Consider the following 25986-nt stretch of genomic DNA (forward strand, 5'->3'; position numbering starts at 1 on the left):
ATATGGACAAGATACCCAAAATTGAAAAAGAAATTGCCAAGACAAAGGCGCAGATTGCGGGCGCACAAAAGAAGCTAAAGGAGTTGGAGCAGCAGAAAACGCAGGAAGAAAATTTGCAGATCGTACAGGCGGTACGGGCTATAAAAATGACCCCGGACGAATTGCGGCGATTTTTGCAAAAACAGAAAGCTCCCAAGATCAAAGACGACCAGCCGGGAAACCCGGCCCATGAAGAAAGCGAGGAAAACAATATATGAGGATGAAAAGGAAACATAGAATCACGATCAGCATTTTATTGATGCTTATTGTCGTTATCATTGCCATGCTTGCAATGCCAACCGTGGCGGCGGCCCAAGCGGACGACCCCGCGGCAGGAACCCCGACCGCGGAGCCGATGCCCACGGCGACAGTTGAAACAACCGCTAATAGCGCGACCCCACCGAGTACGGCAACGGCAAGTACGACCAGCGCAGATCAGGACGGCGGCGGCAGTTCCACGGACAAGGCCGAAGCCCCGGAAAAAGAATTTTTCACGATTGAAACTAAGAGCGGCAAAGTGTTCTATTTGATTGTGGATAATAAGAAAGCGTCCGAAAATGTATTCCTGCTTACCGAAGTTACGGAAAATGATTTGTTGAATTTTACCGAGGACGAACAGGACAAAAACATTTTTGGTGGAGCAACGGCCCAGCCTACCCCGGAACCGTCACCCGAAACGACGGCAAGCGCGGGGGCGCAGGAGGAAAGCCCGACCCCGACCACTACCCCGGAGCAGCCCCAGCCTGTCAATAATAACACAATTATGATGATCGGCGCGATTGTAGTGATTGCCGTAGTGGGCGTAATCGCATTTGCTGTGAAGAAGCGCAAGGCAAAAAAGGCGTTAGGCAGCATGGACGATCTGGAAGATTATGCAGACGATTTCGACGAGGACGACACGGACGAGATCGAGGACGAAAACAACAAAGATCAGGAGGATAACGAATGAAATTAGTGATTGCGGAAAAACCGAGCGTCGCCCGGACGATTGCGGGCGTAATCGGCGCGGATGAATTGAAGGACGGATATTGTGAGGGTAACGGCTATCTTGTATCGTGGTGTATCGGTCATTTGGTGGAGCCAGCACACGCCGAAGTGTACGACCCTAAATATGCCAAGTGGACAAAGGAAGATTTACCAATCATCCCGGACATATGGCATTACGTGATTTCAAAGGCAAAGCAAAAGCAATATTCCATACTGAAAGAGCTTATGCGGCGGGCAGACGTCGAAAGCCTTATTTGCGCGACAGACGCCGGACGCGAGGGCGAGCTTATTTTTCGGCTGGTCTACAAGCAAGCAGGCTGTAAAAAACCGTTTTCCCGCTTGTGGATTTCCTCAATGGAAGATAGCGCGATCAAACAGGGCTTTGACGCGCTCAAAGACGGTGCGGAGTACGACGACCTTTACGCTTCCGCTCTGTGCCGCTCTAAGGCTGATTGGCTGGTGGGTATCAATGCGACCCGGTTATATTCTGTACTCTATAACGGTTCTTTGAATGTAGGGCGTGTGCAATCCCCGACCCTTGCAATGATCGTACAACGGGCCGAGCAGATCAGGGACTTTGTAAAGGAAAAATATTACGTTCCGCATATCCAGTGCGGCGAGATCGACGCGACCGGGGAAAAGATATTTGACCCAGCAGAAGCGGAAAAGATAACGGCGGCTTGCGACAAACAGCAAGCCGTTTTACGTTCCCTCATTTCCGAGAGCAAGACGGCCCACCCGCCGAAGTTGTACGACCTTACCAGCTTGCAGCGAGACGCAAACCGTATCTATGGATATACGGCGCAGCAGACGCTCGATTATATTCAAAACCTGTACGAAAAAAAGTTGACAACCTACCCGCGCACGGATAGCCAGTATTTGACGCATGATATGACGGACACCGCCGCCGAAATCGTCAAGGTGGTTTTGCTGAAGCTGTCCTTTGCTGAAGCATTCCGGGAAGAACTGAAGCCCAACGTTTCGCAGACGGTCAATGACAAAAAGGTTTCCGACCACCACGCAATCATACCGACCGTGGAACTAGGAGCCGCAGACCTTACCGCCCTACCAAGCGGGGAACGCAACCTTTTATACATGGTTGCGTCCCGCCTGGTATGCGCGGTAAGCGGCCCACATACTTTTGAAGCCATAACCGCTGAATTTGATTGCGCGGGCCATGCGTTCGCTGTAAAGGGACGTGCTGTGACCGCCGAGGGATGGAAAGCGGTTGATAAGGCTTTCAAGAGCAGCCTAAAAGAGAAGCCCGACGACGAGGAAAAGGAAATGCCGCCGTTGCCGCAGCTTGCCGAGGGACAAACATTTTCATGTGTGCAAGCGTCCACGTCCGAAAGCTGGACAACCCCGCCCAAGCCCTATACCGAAGATACATTACTTGCCGCTATGGAACGGGCCGGGAACGAGGACACAGACCCAGAAGCCGAACGGCGCGGGCTGGGAACCCCGGCGACGCGTGCGGGTGTGATCGAAAAACTCGTACAAAAAGGCTTTGCCAGCCGCAAGGGCAAGCAGCTTATCCCGACCGAGCGCGGCGCGGCCCTTATTTCCGTACTGCCCGAAAAGCTCACGTCCCCAAAGCTCACAGCGGAATGGGAAAACACCCTTACCGAGATTGCACAGGGCAAGAGCAGGGCCGCCGAGTTTATGGACAGTATCACGGGTTATGTCCGGGAGCTTGTTGAAACAGCCCCGGAAGTTAACGACGAGCAGCGGAGCCGTTTCAGTTTTGACAAGCCCGTAATTGGCGTATGTCCCCGGTGCGGCGGCAACGTCCACGAAAGCCGCACGAACTTTTATTGTGCGAATAAGGATTGCGGTTTCGTGATGTGGAAAAATGACAAGTTTTTCCGAGATAAAAAGACGAGCCTTACCCCACGAATGGCAACGGAGCTTTTAAAGTCCGGGAGGGTGAAAGCAAAGGGCCTTTACAGTGTCAAGACCGGGAAAAAGTATGACGCGCAGATCGTCCTTGCGGACACGGGCGGCAAGTACGTTAATTACAAGCTGGAATTTGAGCAGAAAGGCAAAGCCCAAAAGGCCTAAATACGGGAAATGGCATCTTAGCAAGCATAGGAAGTGTATTAACACTTCCGTCCTTTGCCCCGACCCTGCACGGGGTCGGGCGCAAAGTGCTTGTTGAGGGGCAAGCCCCCAAACCCCCGGAAAGAAAGGAGCAAAAACACTTGAAAGAAAATTGCGCTTTTGAAGCATATATAACCAATTTAGGGAAATATAACGAGGGCGTGTTAATCGGTGAGTGGGTAGGTTTCCCTGCTACTACGGACGAAATGAAAGACGTATTAGATCGCATTGGTATAAACGAACAATACGAAGAATTGTTCATTACCGATTATGAAATGCCGATCATAGGAATGCACGGCGCACTGGGAGAATATGAGAGCTTGGATGAACTCAATTATCTTGCTTATAAAATAGATGATATGCAAGATTACCAGCGGGATATATTTGAAGCTGCTATTGAATTAGGAGATTATGCCAGTAGTGCGAAAGACCTTATAAACCTCACCGAAAACCTTGATAATTACGATCTTCTCCCCGGTGTTCAAGATGATTCAGATTTAGGCTATTACTGGATAGAGGAATCAGGCATTTATGACCTTTCCAATATGGGAAACCTAGCGAGTTATTTCGACTATGAGAAATTTGGACGGGATATACAGCTTGACGAATACGGGACATATACAGATAGTGGGTATGTCCGCAGGACAGGGGACGACTTCTACGAGGAATACGACGGCGATCTTGACAATATCCCGGACGAATATCGTTTGACGGCTGAAAATAATGTCCTTTCCATTTCTCCAAAATCCCATGAAACGGAAAAACAATCACAAGGGCGAATACTTGACAACCCCGGTTCCTATTCCATTTACCAGCTTAAAGGCGGCGATAATCTGCACTATTATCGTTTTGCCAGTTATGACGAATTGAAAAACGCAGGGCTTACGGTTGATTGTAAAAATTATAACGAGGTTTACAGTGCAGAACTACCTAAGCATTTCACGGCTGATGACATTTTTATGAAATTCAACCTTTACCCGCCCCCGGAATTTGAAGGACATTCGCTTTCAGTTTCAGACGTGATCGTTATGCGAAAAAACGGCACGGAAAAAGCTCTATATGTTGATATTGCAGGGTATAAAGAAATCCCGGAGTTTTTAGAGCCGATAAATAGCATTGAAACCGCCGAGAAGTCCACGGAGCAGAATTATAACATGATTGACGGACAAATCAACAACACGCCCACGGTTGACGAACTGGAAAAGCGGGCAAAGGCCGGGGAGCGAATCTCTATTACTGAGCTTGCAGCGGCAAGCAATGTGGACAAGGCGTATGCCGCCAGCAGTAACGAGAAAAAGCCGTCTGTCCGGGCGCAGCTTAAAAAGGACAAGCAGGGGATTATGAATGCCGAGAGCCGCCCGGAACGTGAACCCAAACAAAAAAACGAGGAACGCGAGGTATAATCATATGGAATATTTCACAGTAGAAGAAACGAACATTATTTGCATTTACGATATTCGGACACGGGCGGGATTGTTGCGCGATCTACGCGCTGCCATAATGGACGTTTACGACCCGGAATTAAAAGAGATTTTCAGAACGGCAATTCGTAAGCTGGAGCATTTGACAGACAGCGAATATCTGGAGCTTGCCCCCGGTCTTGTCCCTGCTGATGATTTAGAGGTCGAAGCATGAAACAGTTTACCCCGCAGCAGACGAAACAGGTAAACGCCCTTGTCCGGGCCGAGTGCTGCAATTTCTTTCAAGGAAATTGCGACGCGCTAGACGTTGGCGAAGCTGTCCCATGCCCGCAAATAGCGTCTCAATCAATGCTGTGCTTATGGTTTCAAAAAGCGGTGTTGCCGATTGATAAGGTGCTTTGTGCGGAGCTTGCGCCCCCGGACACGCAAAAGCATTGTGTAAGGTGTGGGGGGGTGTTTCTTTCATCATCAAACAGCGTAAAATATTGTAGAGCTTGCGCCCGAAAGGTACGCCGGGAACAACAAGCAAAATTCGCACGGGAAAAGCGGGCTAAAGCATCGACAAGTAAGGCAAAAAAAAGCCTTTAACCATGCGGTTTTTACAGCCCGCATTCGATAGGTTAAGGTGTTTATACCTTAACCCCCGAAAAAGGCGTTTAGAATGTCGATTTTTTCAAATAAAAAGAGCGTGGCAGCTTGCGATTTTTCGCGGCTGTCACGCTTCTTTCTATTTGTAGGCTTTTACATACGCGCTTGCAAAAGCATTATCCAGTTCTTCTGCCTCAATGTCAGTTAAATTAAATTCCAATCCTTTATTTTTTGCAAAATCCCGTAAAAATTCTTTTGTATAAGAATCCACAACGGAAATCTCAATGTTTTTGAATCCCACATTTTTTAGTTTATTCGTATATTCATCAATAGAGAGCGCACCCGCAATGCACCCAACCCAAAGTTGGGCATTTTTGCGCAAATCAGTCCGCACTACTTTCAATTCAATCACATCGGCAATCGCTATTCTTCCCCCCGGTTTTATTACCCGGTAGGCTTCACGCAAAACGGCACTCTTGTCCTCGCTCAAATTGATAACACAATTTGAAGTGACAACATCTACGGTGTTATCCTCAAGTGGTATATCCTCAATATAACCCTTAATAAATTCGATGTTCTTTTTACCGCTTTTTATTTTATTCTCATTTGCCAATTCCAGCATTTCATCTGTCATATCAAGGCCATAAACTTTGCCCGTTTCGCCAGCATATTTCGCAGAAATTAAAACATCAATTCCACCGCCGCTTCCAAGATCAAGTACGGTCTCGCCCGGTTGAATATTAGCTAAAAAGATTGGGTTTGCGCAACCGATAGAAGCTTTCAATGCTTCTTCGGGTAAATCATCCAGATATTCATCATCGTATAATATTTGACTTTTTTGGGGCTTACAACAGCAACTAGGAGCTTCACCAGTACCAGTTGTAACGCTGCTTGCAATACCACCGTAGTATTTTTTGATTTCATCTTTCATGTTATTCATTTTTGATTCTCCTTTAATTTTTTTCATAAACAGAATTGATGGCGGGAAACCATCGTTGTGTTTTATTTGCAATCTTAACAAGTGTTAGCATTATAGGAACTTCCACTAGAACGCCGACGGTTGTTGCAAGTGCGACAGGGGAATTTGCCCCAAAAAGTGCGATTGCAACTGCAACTGCCAGTTCAAAAAAGTTTGAAGCTCCAATCATTCCGGCAGGAGCCGCTATATCAAATGATAGCTTTAACAGCTTGCAGGCAAAGTAGGCGATAAAAAAGATCAGGAACGTTTGAATAATAAGCGGAACAGCGATCAACAGAATATGTACTGGGTATGCAAGAATGGTCTGCCCTTGAAAGGAAAAAAGTATAACAAGCGTAAGGAGCAGGCCAATAACTGTTACGTTATTGAATTTTGGTACAAATTTTTGGTTGAAATAATCAGCACCTTTTTTCTTTATCATCAATATTCGTGTGAGAATCCCCGCTGTGAGCGGTATCACCACAAACAGCAGAACCGATAAAAATAGCGTGTCCCACGGAACTACAACATTACTTACACCAAGCAGAAATTTTACAATCGGCACAAATGCAAAAAGGATAATTAGATCGTTTGTTGCCACCTGTACCACAGTATAAGCAGGATTTCCTTTTGTGAGTGTGCTCCATACGAATACCATTGCCGTACAAGGAGCAGCTCCCAATAGTACGGCCCCGGCAAGATAATCCTTTGCAAGTTCCGGGGGCATAAGGTCTTTAAATACGATATAGAAAAACAGGGCGGCGATACCAAACATAGTAAACGGTTTAATCAGCCAATTTGTAATCCATGTTACAAATAGTCCTTTTGGATTTTTACCTACATTCCTTATGCTTTGAAAATCAACTTTCATCATCATTGGATAAATCATGATCCAAATTAGTATCGCTATCGGAACAGATACGTTAGCGTATTCAAATTGATTTAAAAATGCTGGGAACTGTGGAAGAAATTGACTAATCAAAACTCCTGCAATCATACAGATCACAACCCACAACGTAAGGTATTTTTCAAAAAATCCGATTTCTTGATTTGTTTTTGTTTCCATAACACACTCCTTTATATAGATAGGAATCTATATATAATGCAAAAAAATTATTCGTTGCAAATACAATCTTTCGTTGTAACTGTTAACAGATTCATAAAATCGCGAATTTCATTTAGACGTTGTCCGTTTAAAGAATAATGTGTCCATTTTCCGTCTTTTCGCGGAATAACAATCCCACTATCACATAACACTTTCATATGATGGGAAAGGGTTGGTTGCGTGATATTAAACTTTTCAAGAATGATGCACGCACATAACTCACCACAAGAAAGCATATCGACAATCTGTAAGCGAGTTGGCTCTGCAATCGCTTTTAAAGTATTGGCATATTCTGAATAGTTTCTTTTCATTTCATTCCTCATATTCATAAATATCTATATATAATATATACTTTACATTGATATTTGTCAATGTGTTTGTAAATATATAAAAAAGAGCATGGCAGCTTGCGATTTTTCGCGGCTGTCACGCTCTTTTTGATTGGGGGTATGTTAAACTTCCATAAGTTCGATCTTTTTGTAGCCCGCGATCTTAACGGCGGCAATGATCGTCTTGACGATGTAGACGACCGCCTTTATTAGCTGATAGGCGAGAACCACCACGCCGATCACAGCCCCGACAATGATATTGAGGGCGAATATACCGACTGTCCCGGCAAGGCCGTGACCGACCGGAATAATCCAAAGGAACATACGCCGTATGCCATAAGGCACACCCATAAATAATAACGTGTACGCTACCCGGTGTTCGCTGGTCTCGAAAATAAGCGTTGCCAGCCAGTAAAGCACAAGGGCAAGCACAATAGGCAACACGACGAATTTAAGAAACTCCTTGCGCGTCTTTTTGACGGCGCAATCGTGGCACAACGGAATTTTGAAAATGTCCGGGCAAGGTGCGCCGCACTCTGCACATTCGGTTATATATATGCCGCTTTTCATGGCAATTACCACCCTTTAAGTATAACCTATCACAATGAGTATGATATGTAAATGACTATTTTCAACCTCACAAGGCAGAAACTATTTTTACATGATGATCCCAGCTTTTAGACAAGTCCATAAGCCATTCAAACGTAAGCATATCGGGATAAGGTGCATATCCAACTATAAGGTGTTTGCATACTTTCTGCATTCCCGACGCACATTTTTTATATGTTTCTTCGGCGTTTTTACAAGGCTCATTGTCAACAATATGACACCAATCCATATTATTATATGCGTCAAACCAAAAATCACCGTCATTGGTATGTTGGCAAACAAATTGTTGATAAGGTAATATCCCTATTAAACCTGTGTAATAAGTTTTTTTAAATTCTAATGCGATTTCCATAGCAAAAGTATTCCCATACCCCAAAAAAGGCAATACAAAGGTTTTGCGTTCCTCTGTTAATGCCATTTCCATTTGTTTAGTAAGATTATTTTTTAAATTCTGACCTTTTTCTTTAATATCACAACACCATATCCCTGTTACTTTATTTTTGTATTTGGCGAAACTCAAATCTTTTATCAATTCCATAATAATATACTCCTAAAAATAACTTCAATCATTCAAGTTTAAATGCTCTGCTTAATCATCTTTTCGATTGTCTTTGAACCGCAAAAATAGCCTGTTTCAGAATTTTCCAATATTGGGCTGCATCAATTTTCGCGTTTTTTACCTTTTCCCGCCCGCCGTTATACATTTCTGTTGATAAAATGTCGTTCAAAAGATTGTCCTTCCTTTTCCAATTCCAGTAATGCTGATTGATCGCGTCGTCGTTTAGATTGAGGATGCTTTCAAGCAAATCACATTCTTCATTTAATTTGTTGGCTTCCAGAGCATATTGTTTTAGCAATTTATTATTCGCTTCTTTTGTATTGGGGCGTAAAAGGGTTTGCATTGTCTTTAAATATGCCTGTTTCTCTAAAAACTCAACTCTCTTTTTCTGTTCCAAGTATTCACGTTCAATATCGCTTTTCGCAAAGATCGCTTTTCGTAAATTACGTGTTCCGCGCGTTTTCAGCGCATTTCCAATCGTAAATTCCATTTCCACCGGGTTTAGTAGATGTATTTCTTTTCCAGCCTTTACCGCATATTTGTAATATTTAGATTCACGGTCTTTGTCCATGAGCAGGAGAATATCAGAATTGTTTATAACCGCCCTGTATAGCATTTCAAAAATTGCGGGGTCGGTCGTTGCCCTTTTCCTGATATACACCACTTCATCAACAAGCAGCTTGACGGCTTTTGATTCATGCGATTTGTCCCATACATAATCCCTGCAAGGTGAAAACAGGTATAACATCGGCTTGTCTAAATCAAGGTCATATAAAGTGTTTTCAAGAATTTGCAGAAAATACAAGTTGACTTCGGAATTATCCATGAGGGTATAAACGCTTACGCCAATGCTGTAAAGATACAAAATTTCGAGACGTAAAGCGTCAACCGTTTTCCTGAAAAAAGAATGATTGTGCTCGTAATCGCCGTCAACTAAATTATCAATAAAGGAACAAAATTTTTTTTCTAATGTCATTTTGCGCCCCCTTTCATGCTGTGCATTACGACATTATATTTTTCAAATTCTAAAAAACGTAAATTAGTAATATTCAAAACGTTATAAAAATCAATTTATAATATTCGAATTTACATAATCAATCAATTAAAATCGAATATAGGGCCTGTGTAATCACCTATAATAGAATAAAGGTGGCTATATATGGATTTTGATTATATAAGTGAGCGTATCGCGCGTTTAAGAATGAAAAAAGATGTATCGCAAAGGGAAATGAGTTTAGAGCTGGGTCAAAGCATTGGTTATATTAACCGCATTGAAAACAAAAAGGCTCTGCCGTCTATTCCTATGCTACATTATATTTGTGAATATTTTGGTATCACGCTAAAAGATTTTTTCGATGACGGGATTGAATATCCCGTTTTGCTAAATGAACTGATTGAAGAAGAAAAAGACTTGGATGAACAAAATATCTTGACCTTGCTTAGTCTTGCCAAGCAGCTTAATGCACGAAAATCAAAAAAGTAACAGGGAATGAATTTAGCGGGTTTTCAATCCGCTTTTTTTGTATGCTTTTTTCAATGTATGTGGCGTGACCGGAGAAACGGATATAGGCTCTCTTATATCCCGTTCCCCGTGCGCCCGGTATATCCCCTACATATACCACTGGATTTATCAACAAAATTGCATTAAATTTTGTTGCAAACCGCTTGATTTAACCCAACGATAGCGCAATAAGGTGTAGACTGAATTTAAAGAGTGGGGTTTGGAGTATGGTTGTGTATGGGTAAACAAGCCTACACCTTTTACGCCGTTGAGAGTGGGTTCTGTAATTATTATAGCATATAAACGAATCCAAACAAGCATAAATTAGACATATAAATAGGTCTTATGGTAATTTTTTCATTTTATACTTGAAATATGAGAAACAAAGAAGAAGTACAAGAATTTTTAATAAATCGTGTAAAGCAACTTATCGAATCCAGTAGTACAAAGAGTATGAAAACTATTGGTCAGTTGTCGGGCCATTCTGGAAATGTTTTGTCCTCTATAATCCGTGAAAAACGCATACCTAAAGTAGATACTTTGAATGATATATGCCATTTTTTCGGAATAACGTTAGAGGATTTTTTCAAATTGGATTATAGTGAATATAAATCAGGAACAGCGTTGATGCAAGTGATAACAGAAAAGTTAGACCCTGAATACATAACCGCTTTATACAAAATAATTTCATCAGCAGATAAAGTTACCTTACAGGCTACAATAGATATTTTTGAAGAGTATCACAAAAATCAGGAGAAGCAAAATAAGAAAGGCTAAATGAGAAGCGCGGAAAACCCGCGCTTTTATTTTACCTAACACTCGCGCTTACATGAGCCTGCGCGGGTTCTCATCTTTTCATCAAAAGAAATATTAAGGAAGTTCTGTTTTGCTTCGCAAAAAGAACCGCTGAACTGCAAAAAATCCACGGTCGCCTTGCGGCTCGGTGGATTTTCGCATTTCATGCGTGGCGGAGAGGGTGGGATTCGAACCCACGTGCCGTTTCCAGCAAACGCATTTCGAGGGGAATTTTTTCAAAATAAGCTCCCATAACTTCGTATAACTTGCCATATCTTGTTTCACCAAAACCCCGTTCTAAAAAGATTCTTGAATAACTTTGCACAAAACGTTATTAGTTTTTATATTGTTACTTTGTTCGTCCGGGCAACAAAAGGGCAACACGGTAACAATTTTAGGAATAACAACTGCTCACTCATTTGATTTCTTCTTGATACTTGAATCAGTATTTGGCGGCGGGGGTGTCGGTGAGGGTGCTTGAGGAGGCTGATATCCTCTGTCTTCTTTCTTGGACGGTTGATATCCATAATTAGATTTTTTTGGCTGATATCCTTCATCTTGTCTTTTCATAATTTTCTCCTTTCATTTGAAAAATTCTATAGTCCTTATTGAAGATGCTAAAATAAGCATCCCATCTGTACATTTAGATTCATTCCATTTGCTATCATCGTCAATAATATAGGTTTTTTCTAGATAAATATCTCTTTCATCACAATCGGAAGAAGCAAACGATTTTGAACTAAATAGACCTGCTACAGTACTTCCATCATTTAAAGTTATTATAACATATCTATAATCTGAAATATTTGAAAATTTATAATCCCACGATGCAGGTATGGGATGTGATATATCGATTCTAAACAAAGAAAAGAACTTCATTACAAGTGCTTTTTTTGTAATTAAACCGATTATTGTTCCGATAATAGCTGCTCCTATAACGGTAATCATCGCACATAGGAACCAAAACAAAGCAGTATTATTTGTATATAGATTTGAAGTCCACAGAATAACATAAAGCCAAGACCATACACCGCAGTCTAAAACACTATACAATAAAAACCGCAGGAAACTTTTTCCATCGCTTTCTGCTTTATGCGGCGAAAGACTATTCATAATTCCGGTAATAATGAAGCCCGGAATAAGGAAAAAACAAGTTAAAATTATAATATCCATTGATTCAATATACATATAGTATATCCTTTCCTCTTTTGCTAATTACGCATAAGCAAAGAATAGCAAATTCTCAATCGTAGTAGCCAAAAATTTCATTATACGCATCTTTTAAATTATTATCTTCCAATAATTGTTTATACTCTCTTGATGAAATTTTAACCCGCGGATTCCCATTTTTATCTTTATAGTGTGCCCATGTTTTTTGGTTGCGCATTTCGTGTATACATTTGAATATTTGTTGTGTTATAGGCAATAAAGTTGTTAACTGACCTAAGCCTGCTCCAAAATCACTTGGAGTTAAGCTTTCATTTTCCACAATAATATCAAATAAAATATTGTGCATTAAATCTAATGCCATTAACGATATACTGGGGTTAATTGTTCTATTTACCAAAAAGCATCTAAGTTCTTCCTTTAACTCATTAAATCTGCGGTTATCTTTATTTAAAATATTTAATAGTGTGCTTGGTACTGAAAGGCCATACTCCATATTCATTGTATGGCAGAAATAATCTGCCTCAATATGTTTTAGAATCCTTTTACTAAACCCATTTTTAGGTTCGCATACTGGATTGCTATTGAAAAAATGGAACCACAAATACAAACCGTGTAATGATATTAGTATGTTTTCATCAGAAATCAATGCTTCTAAAAATATCTTTTTTGCATCTTGATCTGTCTGTAATGTCGATTTAATATAGTCAATTTCTCGCATAACATAATAATTATTTCCATCATAAGTTTCAACGGCTAGTTGTTGCTTATTGCATTTGGTCAACCATAAAACTAAGTGATATTGCACAATCCAAAACCGTTGTTCATTTTTGAAATTAGTCCTAAAAATTTCCTCATTATATGGCAAATGATCATATGATTTAAATAGTAAAGACTTATTATACTGAAAAAGGACTGTATCCCCTAGTAAGTATGAAGAAATTTGTTGCATAAAATCCTTATCTCCGGGATAGTACTTATTAAAGTAATAAATTATACCAGCATAAAACCATTCGCATAAATCTAAATTTTTAAGCAACAAATTTTTAAGTTCATCGTCTTTATTTAATTTATAAAGCGAGAATCTAAAAAGGGTTTTATCTATAGAACGTTCGGTAAGGCATTGTTTGATCTTTTGTTTTAACTGTTTATGGGTCTTGGACTTCAATTTTCCACTTTTGCGATGTTCGTTTACTATTTTTGAAAAACGCAATAATTGCCTGTTTAAAAATTTATCTATATCCACAATATGTTCAACGCCTATCTTTTCTGATTGCGGAATTAGCGAAAGATCACGAGCTAATAAATCTAAATAAACTATAGATTTTTTACATTCTTGTTCTGTCCTACTCATTATACTGATGTCGTCTGCATAACGAAAATATTTAACGTTAGCCATTCGACGCATCTCTTCATCCAATTTATAAAGGTATAATTCTGCGAAAAATGATGAGCTAATAGGCCCCTGCGGTATACCACAACTTTTTGTAAAATAAATTTTAGCAGATGAAGTTGTTGTCCAAGCCTTTAGACAAGTATTGAGCAAAGAAATAATTTGATTATCTATGTTGAATTCTTTCAGAATTTCAAACAGAATACTATGGTCAATGGTATCATAATATGAGGCAATATCAAAATCTGCACTAAATTCATATCCGTTTTTATAAAATATCCGTTTTTGATTATTGTATCTTTTCCATTGGTCTTTCCATTTCTGGAAAAAGAAGATTGGTTCGGGATCGTTAGAAGTTTTAAAAATGTTCCCATAAATGTGAACGTTAAAATACTTAGACAACTTATTAAACACTTTATCGGCGATAATATTGCTGATAGCTTGATACACTATCAAATCAGTCAACGATAATAATGTAATAGGTCTTGCAAGATTGTTTTTTTTCGGCATATAGTATTTTTCACAATCTGTTGGTGCAAAGATACCCTCTTTTATTTCGTGTATAAGTTGCGCTATATTATCGTCTAAAAAGTATTCAAAAGCATCGAAATCCCTATAATAAAATTCCTTATAATCATTTCGCGGCGCGGTTTTTACGCGCGCATAGGCTAAAAGGAAATTGTCTTTGGATAAAAAATCGTCATATTGCTTTCCCATGTCCCACCTGTCAAATATCAAAAGTAAATTAAATAATTTATTTCATACTACCACAAACCCGCATAATACTCAATAAATCACGAATTATGGCATTCGTTGTAATTCGTTGAAATAAATAAAAACGAAAGGAATATTAAAAATGCAAAAACAAACCAAAACTTTTATTGAAAAAGGTCTAATCACCCCATCAGGCGAGATCAACAAGGACAAGATCAACCTTGTTTCCGGGGCGATTACCCCGCCATTTGCTGAAACAGTTTGGATATTCACCAACGGCGATATGGACACAATCAACCGCCTAACTCATGTATTTTTAGATATGGACACGGACAAAGACCGGAAGCGGCTTTTTAACCTCATACGCGCTTTATACGGTCTTACGGGGTTGCGGTTTTCAGATGAAGCCGTCCCGATAGCTTCCCACCCGCAAGCACTGGAATACTTTATATTCTCATTTCTTGCAGATTTTGGCGAAGTAATACAGGAATTACGCAACGAGGAAACCGCATAGCCTACATCTCTCCCGGCACCTGTTTTTTACAGGTGTCTTTTTTTTACCCAAAAACGAAAGGAATAAAATCAATGAAAAAAGGAAAAAGGATAATTGCGTTTATCATTATGCTGGTAATGGTGATCGTGGCGTTTCCGCTTTCGGCTTTTGCGCTGGACAGCGGGGCAACATTCCACTACACGCACCATAGCCAGTATGAATATACGTTCGGCCCCAGCTTCCCGCCCCCGTTTAACGTGACGGACGGATATTATAAGGAATGGTCTACATTCCATATGACGACCAATGCGGGCGATACAAAAATAGCGTATTGCCTACAATATGGCGTAACGGTCGCGCAAGGCAGTAAATACGAATGTACGGCAGATTATGACGACCTTGCGGATTGGCAAAAGGAGCTTATACGGCGAACGCTGGTTTTAGGATATAACGACCATACGGGCGCGCTTTACGGCGGCGATTGGTTGGATAACGCAATGGCGACACAGGGCCTTATTTGGATTATTGCGTCAAGCCAGATCGACGACCCAAACGAAGAAAGGATTATTGATGCCCTTTTAGGTTGTAACCCGACAGCACGGGGCATTTATGACGATCTGAAAAGCAATGTCGAAAATTACGACACTAAGCCCAGCTTTGACGGAAACGAAATAGAGTTGAAATATAACCCGATAAACAAGCGGTTTGAAACGACGATCAACGACGCGAACGGAGCGTTGCGGTATTATGATTTTTCTGCAAGTGGCGTGACCTTCACACGTAGCGGAAACACGCTGCATATTTCCACAGCAAATATGTTTGACAATGTGGAAGCCACGGCGACAAAGGAGCTTCCAACAGACGAATTTCCCACGATCATAAACGGAAGCCCTGAGTATTGGATTCACAATAAATACCAAAACCTTGTTTCGCTTTCCCCGGTGTCAGAGGGCGGCGAAACCATGTCCGTAACTTCATCCTTTAAGCTAAAGACGGAAAAGGTCGGAAATATTCGAGTTGTGAAGCGTTCCGAGGACGGAGCGATCGCTGGTATGCAGTTTCGCATTACCGGGAATGGTGTTGATCGGACAGTCACGACCGCGAATGACGGTACAATTACGACCGAGGGCCTTTTAGCAAATTTGAATTATACCGTTGCCGAAGTTGGCACGGCTAACCGCTATGTGCAGCCCGCCGCGCAAACCGTCCGAGTATTGCCGGGACAAACAAGCAGCGTCACATTTTCCAACGTCTTAAAGAAATTTAATATTGTTGTGACTAAATCGGACGCAGAAACGGGAACCCCCAAGGACACGGACGCTACGCTTGACGGCGCGGAATATGCCCTATACGATAGCGCGGGACAGCTTATAGATTACATTGTTGCCAACGGGCGCACGGCCACCAGTAAACTAATTCCCCTGCAAACGGTCAAAGTCGTGGAGAAAAAGCCGCCGACCGGGTATAATCTCAATTCAAGCCCCTACACGGTAACGCCGAACTTTGCGGGCCAAACGATTGAGATCGGACGGGCCGATGTGGGCGTGACTGATACGGTTATCAAGGGACAGGCGGCTTTTGTAAAATTTGCGGACGTTCCGCTTACCGGGGACAGCGACGACGGCGGTATAAAGCAGCCGCTTCCAAACGTCGAATTTAAGTTGTCCCTTGTTTCCACGGGGAAAGAGATTTGCAGGGTCAAGACCGACGAAAACGGTTATGCGATCACGCCCATGCTGAACTACGGGCGGTACTTGTGTGAAGAAATCCCCAGCGACGCAAACGCAGGGTATAAGCTGATAGACCCGTTTGAAATCGAGATCACGACGCAGGGCAAAATATACCGTTACATTTTGGAAGATGAAGCCTACAACAGCGAGGTTAAAATCATTAAACGGGACGCAGAGACGGGGCAACCCGTACAGGCTGAAACGAAATTTAAAATCATGGATGGTACGGATAATTGGGTCGTCCAGAAAATCAACTATCCGACACCGACGGAGATTGACACATTCACGACGGCCTTTGACGGTTCCTTAGTTTTACCCGAACCCTTGCGGCCCGGTGATTTTGAGCTTTACGAGGTCGAAGCCCCCCACGGATACACGATTAGTCCCGACCCCATACCCTTTACGATCACAGCAGAAAACCACGCCGCAGTTTTGGAAGTAGAAAGTCATAACGAACCCGTGAAAGGCACGATCACAGTTTTAAAACAAGGTGAAAGCCTAACGGGTTTCGCAGAAACCGAGGACGAGGAATACGGCACGGTATATAACCCGGTTTATTCCCTTACAGGGATTCCCGGTACGGTGTATGACGTTGTTGCGGTGACGGATATTGTGACCCCGGACGGTACGACAAGGGCAAACGCTGGGGACGTACTGGACACGATCACGACGGGCGCGGATGGACGGGCCACGTCAAACAACCTGTTATATATCGGCAGCTACCAGCTTATTGAAAAATCCGTCCCGGCCCCGCTGGTGCTTGACCCTACCCCGATACCGTTTGAGATCACCTATGAAGATCAGGATACGCAGATTGTAGCGACAAAAGCGGAAACCATAAACGCGCGGCAAAAGGCGGTTATTACACTGAAAAAAGAGTGCGAAACCACACTGAACCAGACTTATGACCCTTACCCGGATATTAAGCTAGGGCTATTCAGCCGGGACGAAATCACAGGTACGGACGGCGCGGTATTGCTTCCCAAAGATGCGCTTTTAGAAGTGATTAAACTGGACGAAAACGGGGCCGCCACGATCAACACGGATTTACCTTGCGGCTATAAGTGGTATATCAAAGAATTACAGGCGGGCAAAGGCTATGTACTGAACGGTTTGGAGTATGATTTTGCTTTTGATTATGCGGGCATGGAAACACCTACGGTAGAAATCGCGGTTAATGACGGCGACCCTATCCCGAATGATTTAATGCACGGCAGCATTAAGATTACAAAGGCCGCCGAGGACGGCAAGATCGAGGGCATATCGTTCAAGATCACGGGCGTATCACTTACGGGCGTACCCTATGAGAGCGTTTTTGAAACGGACGAAAAAGGCGAAATCAAAATCCCGGTGCTTCTCGCGGGCCGCTACAAAATAACCGAGGTACGCAATGAACGCACGGCAGGATATATTGAACCGGGAAGTCAAACCGTCGAAGTGACGCACAGCGGAATGGTAGCGGCAAATTTTGAAAATATCCTGCTACATGGGAATGTTAAGATCATCAAAACGGACGAAGCGGACAACAGGCTTAACGGCGCGGTGTTTGGTCTTTTTAAGATCGAGGACACAACCGAGCAACCCGAAGCCGAGCCTACGGCGAGCGGGACAGCGGAGCCGACCAACGCACCAACCCCGGAAACGTCCCTCAAAGGAAGCGGCGGAAAACTGATTCAAGAATTTACGATCACGGAAAACGGGGAATATACGATCACGGGCCTACCTTACGCGCATTATTACATCAAGGAATTGCAGCCCCCGGACGAAAGCTACCAGCTTAACGAAGTGGAATATAAATTCTCTCCTATCCACGACGGCGAAACGGTGGAAATAGCGGTCATAAATGAGAAGATACCGCCAGCGGAGCCAGAGAACCCGGAGGAACTACCCCGGCAAGCAGGGAACCCGCCAAAGACAGGCGACGACACTAATATTCTGCTATATATCCTGCTTGCGGTGATCGGCGGCGGTGCGCTTGCAATTTGGATTGTGGGCCGCAAAAAAAATATATTTTAGGCTTGGGGCGAAAATGACCTCTCCCCGGTGAGAAATGTTATAATATGGCTATGATACCGGGGAGGTAATACCGTGGATTATTATTTCATCATTTTTGATTTTGGAATGGCGGCTATTATGTTTTTTGTTGGATTTGCATTTTACCATTCCAAAGGAAAGGCCAGTAAGTTTATTGCAGGATATAACAGCAAAAATGAAAAAGAAAAAATGGCCTTTGATGAAATTAGAATGTGTAAAGACTATGGAAAACGGATGATGATATGGGCTATTCCTTTTTTGATTGGTTTTGTTATTGACGTGTTCAAACCCGGTGTTGGCTGCATAATTGCGTGGATAGCTTTTGCGGCCTTGCTAATTTGGCATATTATTGATATGTCAAAAAACCACAGTAAAAGGTATCGGCGGTAATCATTTAATAACATTTCAAAAGAGCGTTTCGGCTGAAACGCTCTTTTTTGTTGGAAGGAGTTGATAAATTGGCAGTATACCGGGTCGAACGGACACGGGACTACACCGTTATGGCAAACTACCATTTGAGGGACACGGCCCTATCCCTCAAAGCAAAGGGCCTTTTGTCCCTCATGCTGTCATTGCCCGATAGCTGGGATTATACGACACGGGGCCTTGCCGCTATATGCCGCGACGGTGTGGACGCGATCAGGGCCACGGTGCGGGAGTTGGAGCGCAACGGGTATGTTATTCGCCGCCGTATCAGGAACGCGCAGGGGCAGCTAACAGTTACGGAATATACGATATTAGAGCGGCCCCAGCCTAAACGGGAAAATCCAGTCTTGGAAAATCCAGTGCAGGAAAATCCAGCATTGGGAAAACCAATACTGGAAAATCCCACACAATCAAATACTAAGAAATCAATTATACAAGAATTAAGAAATGATGAATCAAAGAAAGATCAATCTATCAATCCTACGGACGAGATCGAAACGATTGAAAAATGCCGGGCGCAGCTTTGTTCAAATATCGAATATGACACTTTATGCGAGCGATACGGCCCGGAACAGGTAAACGAGATCGTGGAGCTTATGACTGAAACGATATGCAGCAAGAAAGACCACATACGGATTGCCGGGGAAGAAAAGCCCGCCGAGTTGGTAAAGGAACGGTTTATGCAGCTTAGATTTTCGCATTTGGAATACGTCTTGAACTGCATGAAGAACAACACCACCAAGATCAGGAATATTAAGGGCTATCTTTTGACGGCTATATTTAACGCCCCGGCGACGATAGATAGCTTTTATCGGGCCGAGGTCAACCACGATCTATATTTGTAAAGGAGTGATGAAGTATGATTATGTGCATTGAATCGCTGGGAAAGGCCCAGCAGGAGCAAGCGGACACGGGCGGCGGTGATGACGATTGCAAGAATCCGTAACAGAAAAAACGATTGCGTTTATTATCCGGGGCGAACAAATGACCGCTAACCTTTTGAGAAGCGCAATCCAGCAATACCAACAGAATAACCGAGTATCAAAGGCAGATAAGGTGCGAGGGCCGATGCAGGAATATAAAGGGAAACAGAGCCTAAAGAAACTCAAAGAATCGGCAAACGGGAATATTTCAGATATTGAAATCACGGACAAAAATATAAAGGCGTTTGACCGCTATGCCCGGAAATATAAAGTCGATTATGCGTTGAAAAAGGATAAATCCGTTGACCCGCCCCGCTGGTTGGTGTTTTTCAAGGGAAAAGACGCTGATTCCTTGCAAGCGGCTTTCCGGGAGTTTACCGCCCGGAAGCTAAAGAAGCAGGAGCGGCCCTCTATCCGGGAGCAGCTACGGAAATTCAAAGAACAGGTTAAGACGTTCACAAGAAACAAGGTTTTGAAAAAGGATAGAGGGATTGACCGATGAAGATTACCCCTGAACTGAAAAAACGGCTTTTGCTGCTTATCCCGTTTGGCCTTATATTTTGGATTGCGGATAAGCTGGGAATGGTCTATCGGTTGTCAGCCGGGACGGGTGCAGTCAAACTTTCAAACACGGTGCGGAATTTACCGCACCTTTTTGATTTCCCGGTAATCAGTCCGCACGGCAATGATTTATTGTTTGCGGTGATCGTTTCGGCGGTCATGCTGCTTGCGGTCTATCTCAAAAGTAAGAACGCGAAAAAGTACCGCAAAGGCGAGGAATACGGTTCGGCCCGTTGGGGAACCCCGGCAGATATTAAACCGTTTATGGACAAAGACCCACGGAACAACGTCATATTGACGCAGACCGAGGGGCTAACCATGAACAGTCGCCCCAAAAACCCGAAGTATGCGCGGTCGAAAAATGTCATTGTGTACGGCGGGAGCGGGAGCGGGAAAACGCGCTTTTTCCTAAAACCCCAGCTTATGCAGCTACATTCAAGTTATGTCGTGACAGATAGCAAAGGTACTGTGATTTTGGAATGTGGCAAGCTGCTTGAACGGGCCGGGTACCGTATCAAGATTTTTAATACGATCAATTTTTCAAAATCCATGCACTATAACCCGTTTGCCTACATTCACAGCGAAAAAGATATTTTGAAGCTGGTTAATACGATCATTGAGAACACCAAAGGCGAGGGAGAAAAAGCGGGCGAGGATTTTTGGATTAAGGCCGAGCGATTATATTACACGGCGTTGATCGGATATATCCATTACGAAGCCCCGGTGGAAGAACAAAATATGATTACCCTGCTTGAAATGATCGACGCTTCCGAGGTGCGCGAGGACGACGAGAATTTTAAAAATGCGGTTGATTTGATGTTTGATCGGCTGGAAGAAAAAGCCCCGGAACATTTCGCGGTACGACAGTACAAGAAGTATAAGCTCGCCGCAGGAAAAACCGCAAAATCAATTCTTGTATCATGCGGTGCGCGGCTGTCCCCTTTTGACATTGCGGAGCTACGCGAGATCATGGCCTACGACGAATTGGAGCTTGACACGCTGGGAGACGCAAAGACCGCCCTGTTTATTATCCTGTCCGATACGGACGGGACGTTTTCATTTTTGGCGGCTCTTATCTTTTCCCAGCTTTTTAATTTGTTATGTGAAAAGGCAGACGATATATACGGCGGGCGGCTCCCGGTTCATGTGCGGTGCTTGATCGACGAGGCCGGGAACATTGGCAAAATAAACCAGCTTGAAAGGCTGGTAAGCGTCGTAAGATCGCGGGAAATCAGTATTTGCCCGATCTATCAAGCCTATTCGCAATGTAAGTCAACCTACAAAGACAATGCGGAAACGATTATTGCGAGCATGGACAGCACCCTATTTTTAGGCGGGCGGGAACCGTCCACGATAAAGGACTTAAACGAAGCACTAGGCCGTGAGACTGTTGACTTGCTCAATGAAACGGAAAACCGGGGGCGCGAGATCACGCATGGGCTTAATTATTCTAAAGTCGGAAAGGAGTTGATGAGCAAAGACGAGATTGCCGTTATGGACGGTGGAAAATGTATTTTACAAGTGCGCGGGGTACGTCCGTTTTTTTCGGATAAGTACGATATTACGAAGCACACAAATTACAAATACCTGTCCGATTACGACAAGAAAAACACATTTAGCATTGAGAAGTTTTTAAGTACAAGGTTAAGGGTCAAGCCTGATACGGTGTTTGACCTGTACGACATGGGGCCGTGAAGATCACGGCCCCTTTTCTATTTCAGGAAAGGATGATTTAATACATGGAATTTTTCAGCGAAGCGGTAAACGTACTGCAAATGCTTGTAATCGCGCTGGGCGCGGGTCTTGGGATTTGGGGCCTTGTCAATCTCTTAGAGGGTTACGGTAACGACAATCCAGCGGCGAATGCTCATGTACGGTAAGGAAGCAAGCAACCGAAAACAAGAGATAGACCGCCAGCACTACACTATTCCGAACCAAAGACCAAAAGATAAGCATTGTGGGAAAATCTAAACTTTTGGATTTTCCTACAATGCCGACTACGGCGGAATCCTTCCCACTCCTTATATCTTTATTTCCGTATACATTGAATTTGTATTTAGTAAATGCTATAATGTCCCTATTCAAATTATAAATGTGTTGAATTAGTTACATGTACATATTTTTTGTGCCGCATAAATACCCTGTTGAGGTTGTCGTTCTTTGTCCAGATGTGGAAACAATAAAAGGAAGGGAACGATACAGGGAGAAAACAGGCTATTCCGGCTTTACGGTTGAAACCTTATACGATACATTTATGCAGACAACACCACGGATCGGCTTTTGGCTGGACAATTCCAACCAAACACCACAGCAGACAGCAGAAACCATTCTGAACGCCAGAAAGTCGGTATGATTGTTACATATAAGGGGAAGAAAAATTTCTTTTAGGTACTTTCTTTCCTAAAACTAATGTGATATAATAGCATCATTCCAAAAAAGGAGTAAAAAATATGCGGCAAGGTATTCTTAAATAAAACTATAATCAAATAGTGGGAACAAAGGATTATGATAGTCCCTTTTGTGGGGGCTTGGTTTTTTGTACCCAATTTAAGAATACTTTTGCCTTATCAATTTTGACATATCCGAAAAACAGCAATCACAAACAGGTGTATGCTGTATATGTGTATGTCCGCAAATTATAATCCCCAGTGGTAAAAGTATTTTACTGCTGGGGATTTTTATGCCCTTTTGGGGCTGTAAAAGGAGGACAATCACATGAAAATAATCAATATTGGAATTCTCGCCCATGTAGACGCAGGAAAAACAACATTGACGGAAAGCCTGCTGTACACCAGTGGAGCGATTGCGGAACAAGGAAACGTGGATAAAGGAACTACAAGAACAGACACTATGATTTTGGAACGGCAGCGCGGAATTACCATTCAGACAGCGGTTACTTCTTTTTGCTGGAATGATTATAAAATCAATATCGTGGACACTCCCGGTCATATGGATTTTTTAACCGAAGCATACCGCTCTTTATCTGTCCTTGACGGAGCTGTTTTAGTCATTTCGGCAAAAGACGGCGTACAGGCACAAACCCGTATATTATTCCATGCGCTTCAGAAAATGGACATTCCGACAATTATCTTTATAAATAAGATAGACCAAAATGGGATCGACCTGCGGCGTGTTTACCAAAGCATTAAAGATAAACTTACCAGTGATATGATTGTCATGCAGGAGGTTTCCCTGTCGCCAAAGATAACCATGACCGATATTTCTGATTTGGACAAATGGGATATGATTATTTCCGGAAGCGATGAACTATTAGAACGATATGTTGCAGAGGATTCTTTGGATATACAGGAATTACAATATGAAAAGTGCAAAAGAACCAGATGCTGCTCTTTGTTTCCTGTTTATCATGGGAGTGCAAAAGACAATTTAGGAACAGAAAAACTGATTGAAGCGATTACAGAAACTTTCATTACAGAAACAGACGATATTCAGTCTGAATTATGTGGATATGTTTTTAAGGTTGAGTATACAGAGCGGAAAAAACGGCTTTCTTATTTACGCCTGTATCATGGGACGCTCCATTTACGGGATACCCTGCTGCTGTCAAAAAAGGAAAAAATAAAGATTACAGAAATGTGTATTCCGTCAAATGGTGAAATCGTCCCGGTTGACCATGCCTGTCCGGGAGAAATTGTTATTTTAGCTGATGATACTTTGAAACTGAACGACATTCTGGGAAATGAAAAACTCCTGCCTCACAAAACACGGATTGATAATCCCATGCCATTACTTCGGACAACGGTAGAGCCGCAAAAGCCGGAGCAAAGGGAAGCCCTGTTAAATGCCCTCACAGAGATTGCTGATACAGACCCTCTTTTGCATTTTGACATTGATACTGTTACACATGAGATTATATTATCTTTTTTGGGAAAAGTACAGTTAGAAGTTATTTGTTCGCTATTAGAAGAAAAATATCATGTGGGCGTGGCTATGAAAGAGCCTTCGGTTATTTATCTGGAAAGACCGCAAAAAAAAGCGAGCTACACGATTCATATTGAAGTGCCGCCGAATCCGTTTTGGGCATCTATTGGTTTGACTGTAACACCGCTTCCTGTTGGAAGCGGAACACAATATAAAAGCGAGGTATCTCTCGGCTATTTAAACCAAAGTTTTCAAAATGCCGTCATGGAGGGTGTGCGTTATGGAATGGAGCAGGGCTTATATGGCTGGGGAGTGACAGACTGCCAAATTTGTTTTGATTATGGAGTTTATTACAGCCCGGTCAGCACCCCCGCTGATTTTCGTTTTCTTGCGCCTGTCGTGTTGGAGCAGGCATTGAAAAAAGCAGGAACACAACTGTTGGAACCATACCTTTCCTTTACCCTTTTTGCACCGCAGGAATATCTTTCACGGGCTTATAATGACGCACCAAAGTATTGCGCAATCATTGAATCAACCAGACTTGAAAAAGATGAAGTTATTTTTAAGGGGGAAATCCCTGCCCGTTGTATTGGTGAATATAGAAATGATTTGAATTTTTATACAAATGGAAGAAGTGTCTGCATTACAGAATTAAAAGGGTATCAGGAAACTTCCGGCGAGCCTGTGTTTCAGCCACGCCGCCCGAACAGCCGTTTAGACAAGATCCGGCATATGTTTCAGAAGATAATGTAACATCTTGCGCAATGCAAACGTTCATTGCTGGCTATTGCGAAATATCATTGATAAAATCAGCATCAGAGAGGAGGAACCATTTTGAACCAGAAACAGACGGATATTACAACAGGAAAGCAAATACGTCATCTGCGAACACAATCGGGAATGACACAGGAAGAACTGGCTGGGAAATTGAATGTTACCCGGCAGGCGCTATCGAATTGGGAGAGAGATGTTAATGAACCCGATTTAAATACGTTGAAAAAAATTTGTTTTCTTTTTGGAGTCCACATGGACGATTTTGCGAAGGAGGTAATAACAAAAATGGAAACATGTGAAAAAAAGAGAAACGACAATTTAATAAGTATGATATGGCAATTGGACTTTTTTATGGTGTCGGGATATTTCTTGGCATTGGTATTTTCTTTGTTGGCGGTTTTATGACAATGTCGGGTGCAGGGTGGGGAGCATCACTATTTGGCGGTGGCTGTTTTTCTCTTGTATTTGGCTTGATATGCCATGCAGTTATTACATTGAGAAGAAATGACAAATGATGACATATCCTGCTTTCTAGTCTTTTCGGTCATATCGCGTAAAAAAGCCGCTGCTTTTGGCTTTCCAATAGCGGCGGCAAAGGGAAATATCCTTTGAATACCTTACAGAAGAAAAGTTTTGCAGCATTATAAAAATAAAAGCCTATACCATTTTGGAAAGAAAAGATACATAATAGTCAAGACGGCAACAATCAGAAGTTATGGAGGGTAACAATGGAATATAGTAAGGAAGATTTAATGGAAGCAAAAAGGCAAATTTTGGGAGTGGGAGAGAACATGGGAACAGAGGAAAGCAAAAAGATCTGGGAGAAAAACGCACAATTTTGGGATGATACAATGGGAGACGAATCCAATGAATTTCACAGAGAGGTAGTACGTCCCAA

General features: G+C 42.6%; 24 protein-coding genes and 4 pseudogenes. 19 read left to right on the top strand and 9 right to left on the bottom strand.

What is annotated here, in order from left to right:
• Positions 1–2: 2 nt before the first annotated feature.
• The 6 genes from CHK_RS03195 to CHK_RS03220 all read left to right on the top strand — a co-directional run bounded on the left by CHK_RS03195 (position 3) and on the right by CHK_RS03220 (position 5135).
• Positions 3–257, top strand: a complete 255-nt coding sequence (locus CHK_RS03195; RefSeq protein WP_046442593.1) for a DUF4315 family protein — start codon at positions 3–5, stop codon at positions 255–257.
• Positions 254–988 carry a CD1107 family mobile element protein gene (locus tag CHK_RS03200; RefSeq protein ID WP_046442594.1) on the top strand — a complete coding sequence of 245 codons (735 nt, stop codon included), beginning with the start codon at positions 254–256 and terminating at the stop codon, positions 986–988. The genes CHK_RS03195 and CHK_RS03200 overlap by 4 nt, the downstream gene beginning before the upstream one ends.
• Positions 985–3087, top strand: a complete 2103-nt coding sequence (locus CHK_RS03205) for a type IA DNA topoisomerase (RefSeq protein WP_046442595.1) — start codon at positions 985–987, stop codon at positions 3085–3087. Before CHK_RS03200 ends, CHK_RS03205 begins: the two co-directional genes overlap by 4 nt.
• A gap of 140 nt (positions 3088–3227) precedes the next feature.
• Positions 3228–4529, top strand: coding sequence for an antirestriction protein ArdA (locus tag CHK_RS16015; RefSeq protein ID WP_235843858.1), 1302 nt, complete (start codon positions 3228–3230; stop codon positions 4527–4529).
• A gap of 4 nt (positions 4530–4533) precedes the next feature.
• Positions 4534–4761: a transposon-transfer assisting family protein gene (locus CHK_RS03215; protein ID WP_046442596.1), complete on the top strand. Its 228-nt coding sequence runs from the start codon at positions 4534–4536 to the stop codon at positions 4759–4761.
• A complete protein-coding gene (locus tag CHK_RS03220; RefSeq protein ID WP_046442597.1) occupies positions 4758–5135 on the top strand; it encodes a cysteine-rich VLP protein in 378 nt (125 codons plus the stop codon). The genes CHK_RS03215 and CHK_RS03220 overlap by 4 nt, the downstream gene beginning before the upstream one ends.
• A gap of 139 nt (positions 5136–5274) precedes the next feature.
• Here the strand turns inward: CHK_RS03220 and arsM are convergent, their stop codons facing one another.
• From arsM to CHK_RS16520, 6 genes are all read right to left on the bottom strand, one after another.
• Positions 5275–6102 carry an arsenite methyltransferase gene (gene arsM / locus CHK_RS03225; protein ID WP_242844865.1) on the bottom strand — a complete coding sequence of 276 codons (828 nt, stop codon included), beginning with the start codon at positions 6100–6102 and terminating at the stop codon, positions 5275–5277.
• Positions 6089–7159 carry an ACR3 family arsenite efflux transporter gene (gene arsB, locus CHK_RS03230; RefSeq protein WP_046442599.1) on the bottom strand — a complete coding sequence of 357 codons (1071 nt, stop codon included), beginning with the start codon at positions 7157–7159 and terminating at the stop codon, positions 6089–6091. The genes arsM and arsB overlap by 14 nt, the downstream gene beginning before the upstream one ends.
• A 47-nt stretch (positions 7160–7206) precedes the next feature.
• On the bottom strand, positions 7207–7509 hold the full coding sequence (locus tag CHK_RS03235; RefSeq protein ID WP_046442600.1) for an ArsR/SmtB family transcription factor: 303 nt from the start codon (positions 7507–7509) through the stop codon (positions 7207–7209).
• Between the two features lie 141 nt (positions 7510–7650).
• Complete coding sequence (locus CHK_RS03240; protein WP_052740246.1) at positions 7651–8097, bottom strand: DUF6050 family protein; 447 nt, start codon at positions 8095–8097, stop codon at positions 7651–7653.
• 67 nt (positions 8098–8164) lie between these two features.
• A complete protein-coding gene (locus CHK_RS03245; RefSeq protein ID WP_046442601.1) occupies positions 8165–8674 on the bottom strand; it encodes a hypothetical protein in 510 nt (169 codons plus the stop codon).
• A 55-nt stretch (positions 8675–8729) separates the two neighbouring features.
• Positions 8730–9266, bottom strand: a complete 537-nt coding sequence (locus tag CHK_RS16520; protein ID WP_160295580.1) for a hypothetical protein — start codon at positions 9264–9266, stop codon at positions 8730–8732.
• Positions 9267–9854: 588 nt separating this feature from the next.
• On the opposite strand from CHK_RS16520, the gene CHK_RS03255 reads away from it, so the two are divergent.
• Entirely contained in the window at positions 9855–10178 is a 324-nt protein-coding gene (locus CHK_RS03255; protein ID WP_046442603.1) for a helix-turn-helix domain-containing protein, read from the top strand.
• 393 nt (positions 10179–10571) lie between these two features.
• The gene (locus CHK_RS03260; protein ID WP_046442604.1) at positions 10572–10973 is read left to right on the top strand and encodes a helix-turn-helix domain-containing protein; all 402 of its coding nucleotides are present in this window, start codon (positions 10572–10574) and stop codon (positions 10971–10973) included.
• Positions 10974–11402: 429 nt separating this feature from the next.
• Here CHK_RS03260 and CHK_RS16525 read toward each other — a convergent pair whose 3' ends face one another.
• Genes CHK_RS16525 through CHK_RS03270 form a run of 3 tightly spaced genes read right to left on the bottom strand, consistent with a single transcriptional unit; the run spans position 11403 to position 14268 of the window.
• Complete coding sequence (locus CHK_RS16525) at positions 11403–11561, bottom strand: hypothetical protein (RefSeq protein WP_160295581.1); 159 nt, start codon at positions 11559–11561, stop codon at positions 11403–11405.
• A gap of 12 nt (positions 11562–11573) precedes the next feature.
• The gene (locus tag CHK_RS03265) at positions 11574–12179 is read right to left on the bottom strand and encodes a DUF6338 family protein (RefSeq protein WP_046442605.1); all 606 of its coding nucleotides are present in this window, start codon (positions 12177–12179) and stop codon (positions 11574–11576) included.
• 55 nt (positions 12180–12234) lie between these two features.
• The gene (locus CHK_RS03270) at positions 12235–14268 is read right to left on the bottom strand and encodes a reverse transcriptase domain-containing protein (protein WP_046442606.1); all 2034 of its coding nucleotides are present in this window, start codon (positions 14266–14268) and stop codon (positions 12235–12237) included.
• A gap of 139 nt (positions 14269–14407) precedes the next feature.
• On the opposite strand from CHK_RS03270, the gene CHK_RS03275 reads away from it, so the two are divergent.
• The 11 genes and pseudogenes from CHK_RS03275 to CHK_RS03325 form a co-directional block, all read left to right on the top strand.
• A complete protein-coding gene (locus CHK_RS03275; RefSeq protein ID WP_046442607.1) occupies positions 14408–14779 on the top strand; it encodes a hypothetical protein in 372 nt (123 codons plus the stop codon).
• Positions 14780–14850: 71 nt separating this feature from the next.
• Complete coding sequence (locus tag CHK_RS03280) at positions 14851–18504, top strand: SpaA isopeptide-forming pilin-related protein (protein WP_046442608.1); 3654 nt, start codon at positions 14851–14853, stop codon at positions 18502–18504.
• 72 nt (positions 18505–18576) lie between these two features.
• The gene (locus CHK_RS03285; RefSeq protein WP_052740249.1) at positions 18577–18912 is read left to right on the top strand and encodes a DUF3784 domain-containing protein; all 336 of its coding nucleotides are present in this window, start codon (positions 18577–18579) and stop codon (positions 18910–18912) included.
• A 68-nt stretch (positions 18913–18980) separates the two neighbouring features.
• Entirely contained in the window at positions 18981–19793 is an 813-nt protein-coding gene (locus CHK_RS03290; RefSeq protein WP_046442609.1) for a DUF6017 domain-containing protein, read from the top strand.
• 85 nt (positions 19794–19878) lie between these two features.
• On the top strand, positions 19879–20373 hold the full coding sequence (locus CHK_RS03295) for a PcfB family protein (protein WP_046442610.1): 495 nt from the start codon (positions 19879–19881) through the stop codon (positions 20371–20373).
• A 2-nt stretch (positions 20374–20375) separates the two neighbouring features.
• Complete coding sequence (locus CHK_RS03300) at positions 20376–22127, top strand: VirD4-like conjugal transfer protein, CD1115 family (protein ID WP_131924876.1); 1752 nt, start codon at positions 20376–20378, stop codon at positions 22125–22127.
• Between the two features lie 44 nt (positions 22128–22171).
• Positions 22172–22300, top strand: a pseudogene (locus tag CHK_RS16020) (Maff2 family mobile element protein); the annotation flags it as partial.
• A gap of 263 nt (positions 22301–22563) precedes the next feature.
• A pseudogene (locus tag CHK_RS03310) lies at positions 22564–22785 on the top strand (phosphotransferase); the annotation flags it as partial.
• A gap of 362 nt (positions 22786–23147) precedes the next feature.
• Positions 23148–25067, top strand: coding sequence for a tetracycline resistance ribosomal protection protein Tet(32) (gene tet(32), locus CHK_RS03315; RefSeq protein ID WP_002602099.1), 1920 nt, complete (start codon positions 23148–23150; stop codon positions 25065–25067).
• A gap of 81 nt (positions 25068–25148) precedes the next feature.
• Positions 25149–25603, top strand: a pseudogene (locus CHK_RS03320) (helix-turn-helix domain-containing protein).
• 213 nt (positions 25604–25816) lie between these two features.
• A pseudogene (locus tag CHK_RS03325) lies at positions 25817–25986 on the top strand (class I SAM-dependent methyltransferase); the annotation flags it as partial.

This window comes from Christensenella hongkongensis (assembly GCF_000981035.1).
GTDB classification, from domain to species: domain Bacteria; phylum Bacillota; class Clostridia; order Christensenellales; family Christensenellaceae; genus Christensenella; species Christensenella hongkongensis.

What these genes read in the sequence shown, in the direction of transcription:
- CHK_RS03195 (WP_046442593.1), top strand. Translation starts at nt 3, where the DNA reads ATGGACAAGATACCCAAAATTGAAAAAGAAATTGCCAAGACAAAGGCG.
- CHK_RS03200 (WP_046442594.1), top strand. Translation starts at nt 254, where the DNA reads ATGAGGATGAAAAGGAAACATAGAATCACGATCAGCATTTTATTGATG.
- CHK_RS03205 (WP_046442595.1), top strand. Translation starts at nt 985, where the DNA reads ATGAAATTAGTGATTGCGGAAAAACCGAGCGTCGCCCGGACGATTGCG.
- CHK_RS03215 (WP_046442596.1), top strand. Translation starts at nt 4,534, where the DNA reads ATGGAATATTTCACAGTAGAAGAAACGAACATTATTTGCATTTACGAT.
- CHK_RS03220 (WP_046442597.1), top strand. Translation starts at nt 4,758, where the DNA reads ATGAAACAGTTTACCCCGCAGCAGACGAAACAGGTAAACGCCCTTGTC.
- arsM (WP_242844865.1), bottom strand. Translation starts at nt 6,102, where the DNA reads ATGAAAAAAATTAAAGGAGAATCAAAAATGAATAACATGAAAGATGAA.
- arsB (WP_046442599.1), bottom strand. Translation starts at nt 7,159, where the DNA reads ATGGAAACAAAAACAAATCAAGAAATCGGATTTTTTGAAAAATACCTT.
- CHK_RS03235 (WP_046442600.1), bottom strand. Translation starts at nt 7,509, where the DNA reads ATGAAAAGAAACTATTCAGAATATGCCAATACTTTAAAAGCGATTGCA.
- CHK_RS03240 (WP_052740246.1), bottom strand. Translation starts at nt 8,097, where the DNA reads ATGAAAAGCGGCATATATATAACCGAATGTGCAGAGTGCGGCGCACCT.
- CHK_RS03245 (WP_046442601.1), bottom strand. Translation starts at nt 8,674, where the DNA reads ATGGAATTGATAAAAGATTTGAGTTTCGCCAAATACAAAAATAAAGTA.
- CHK_RS16520 (WP_160295580.1), bottom strand. Translation starts at nt 9,266, where the DNA reads ATGGACAAAGACCGTGAATCTAAATATTACAAATATGCGGTAAAGGCT.
- CHK_RS03255 (WP_046442603.1), top strand. Translation starts at nt 9,855, where the DNA reads ATGGATTTTGATTATATAAGTGAGCGTATCGCGCGTTTAAGAATGAAA.
- CHK_RS03260 (WP_046442604.1), top strand. Translation starts at nt 10,572, where the DNA reads ATGAGAAACAAAGAAGAAGTACAAGAATTTTTAATAAATCGTGTAAAG.
- CHK_RS16525 (WP_160295581.1), bottom strand. Translation starts at nt 11,561, where the DNA reads ATGAAAAGACAAGATGAAGGATATCAGCCAAAAAAATCTAATTATGGA.
- CHK_RS03265 (WP_046442605.1), bottom strand. Translation starts at nt 12,179, where the DNA reads ATGTATATTGAATCAATGGATATTATAATTTTAACTTGTTTTTTCCTT.
- CHK_RS03270 (WP_046442606.1), bottom strand. Translation starts at nt 14,268, where the DNA reads ATGGGAAAGCAATATGACGATTTTTTATCCAAAGACAATTTCCTTTTA.
- CHK_RS03275 (WP_046442607.1), top strand. Translation starts at nt 14,408, where the DNA reads ATGCAAAAACAAACCAAAACTTTTATTGAAAAAGGTCTAATCACCCCA.
- CHK_RS03280 (WP_046442608.1), top strand. Translation starts at nt 14,851, where the DNA reads ATGAAAAAAGGAAAAAGGATAATTGCGTTTATCATTATGCTGGTAATG.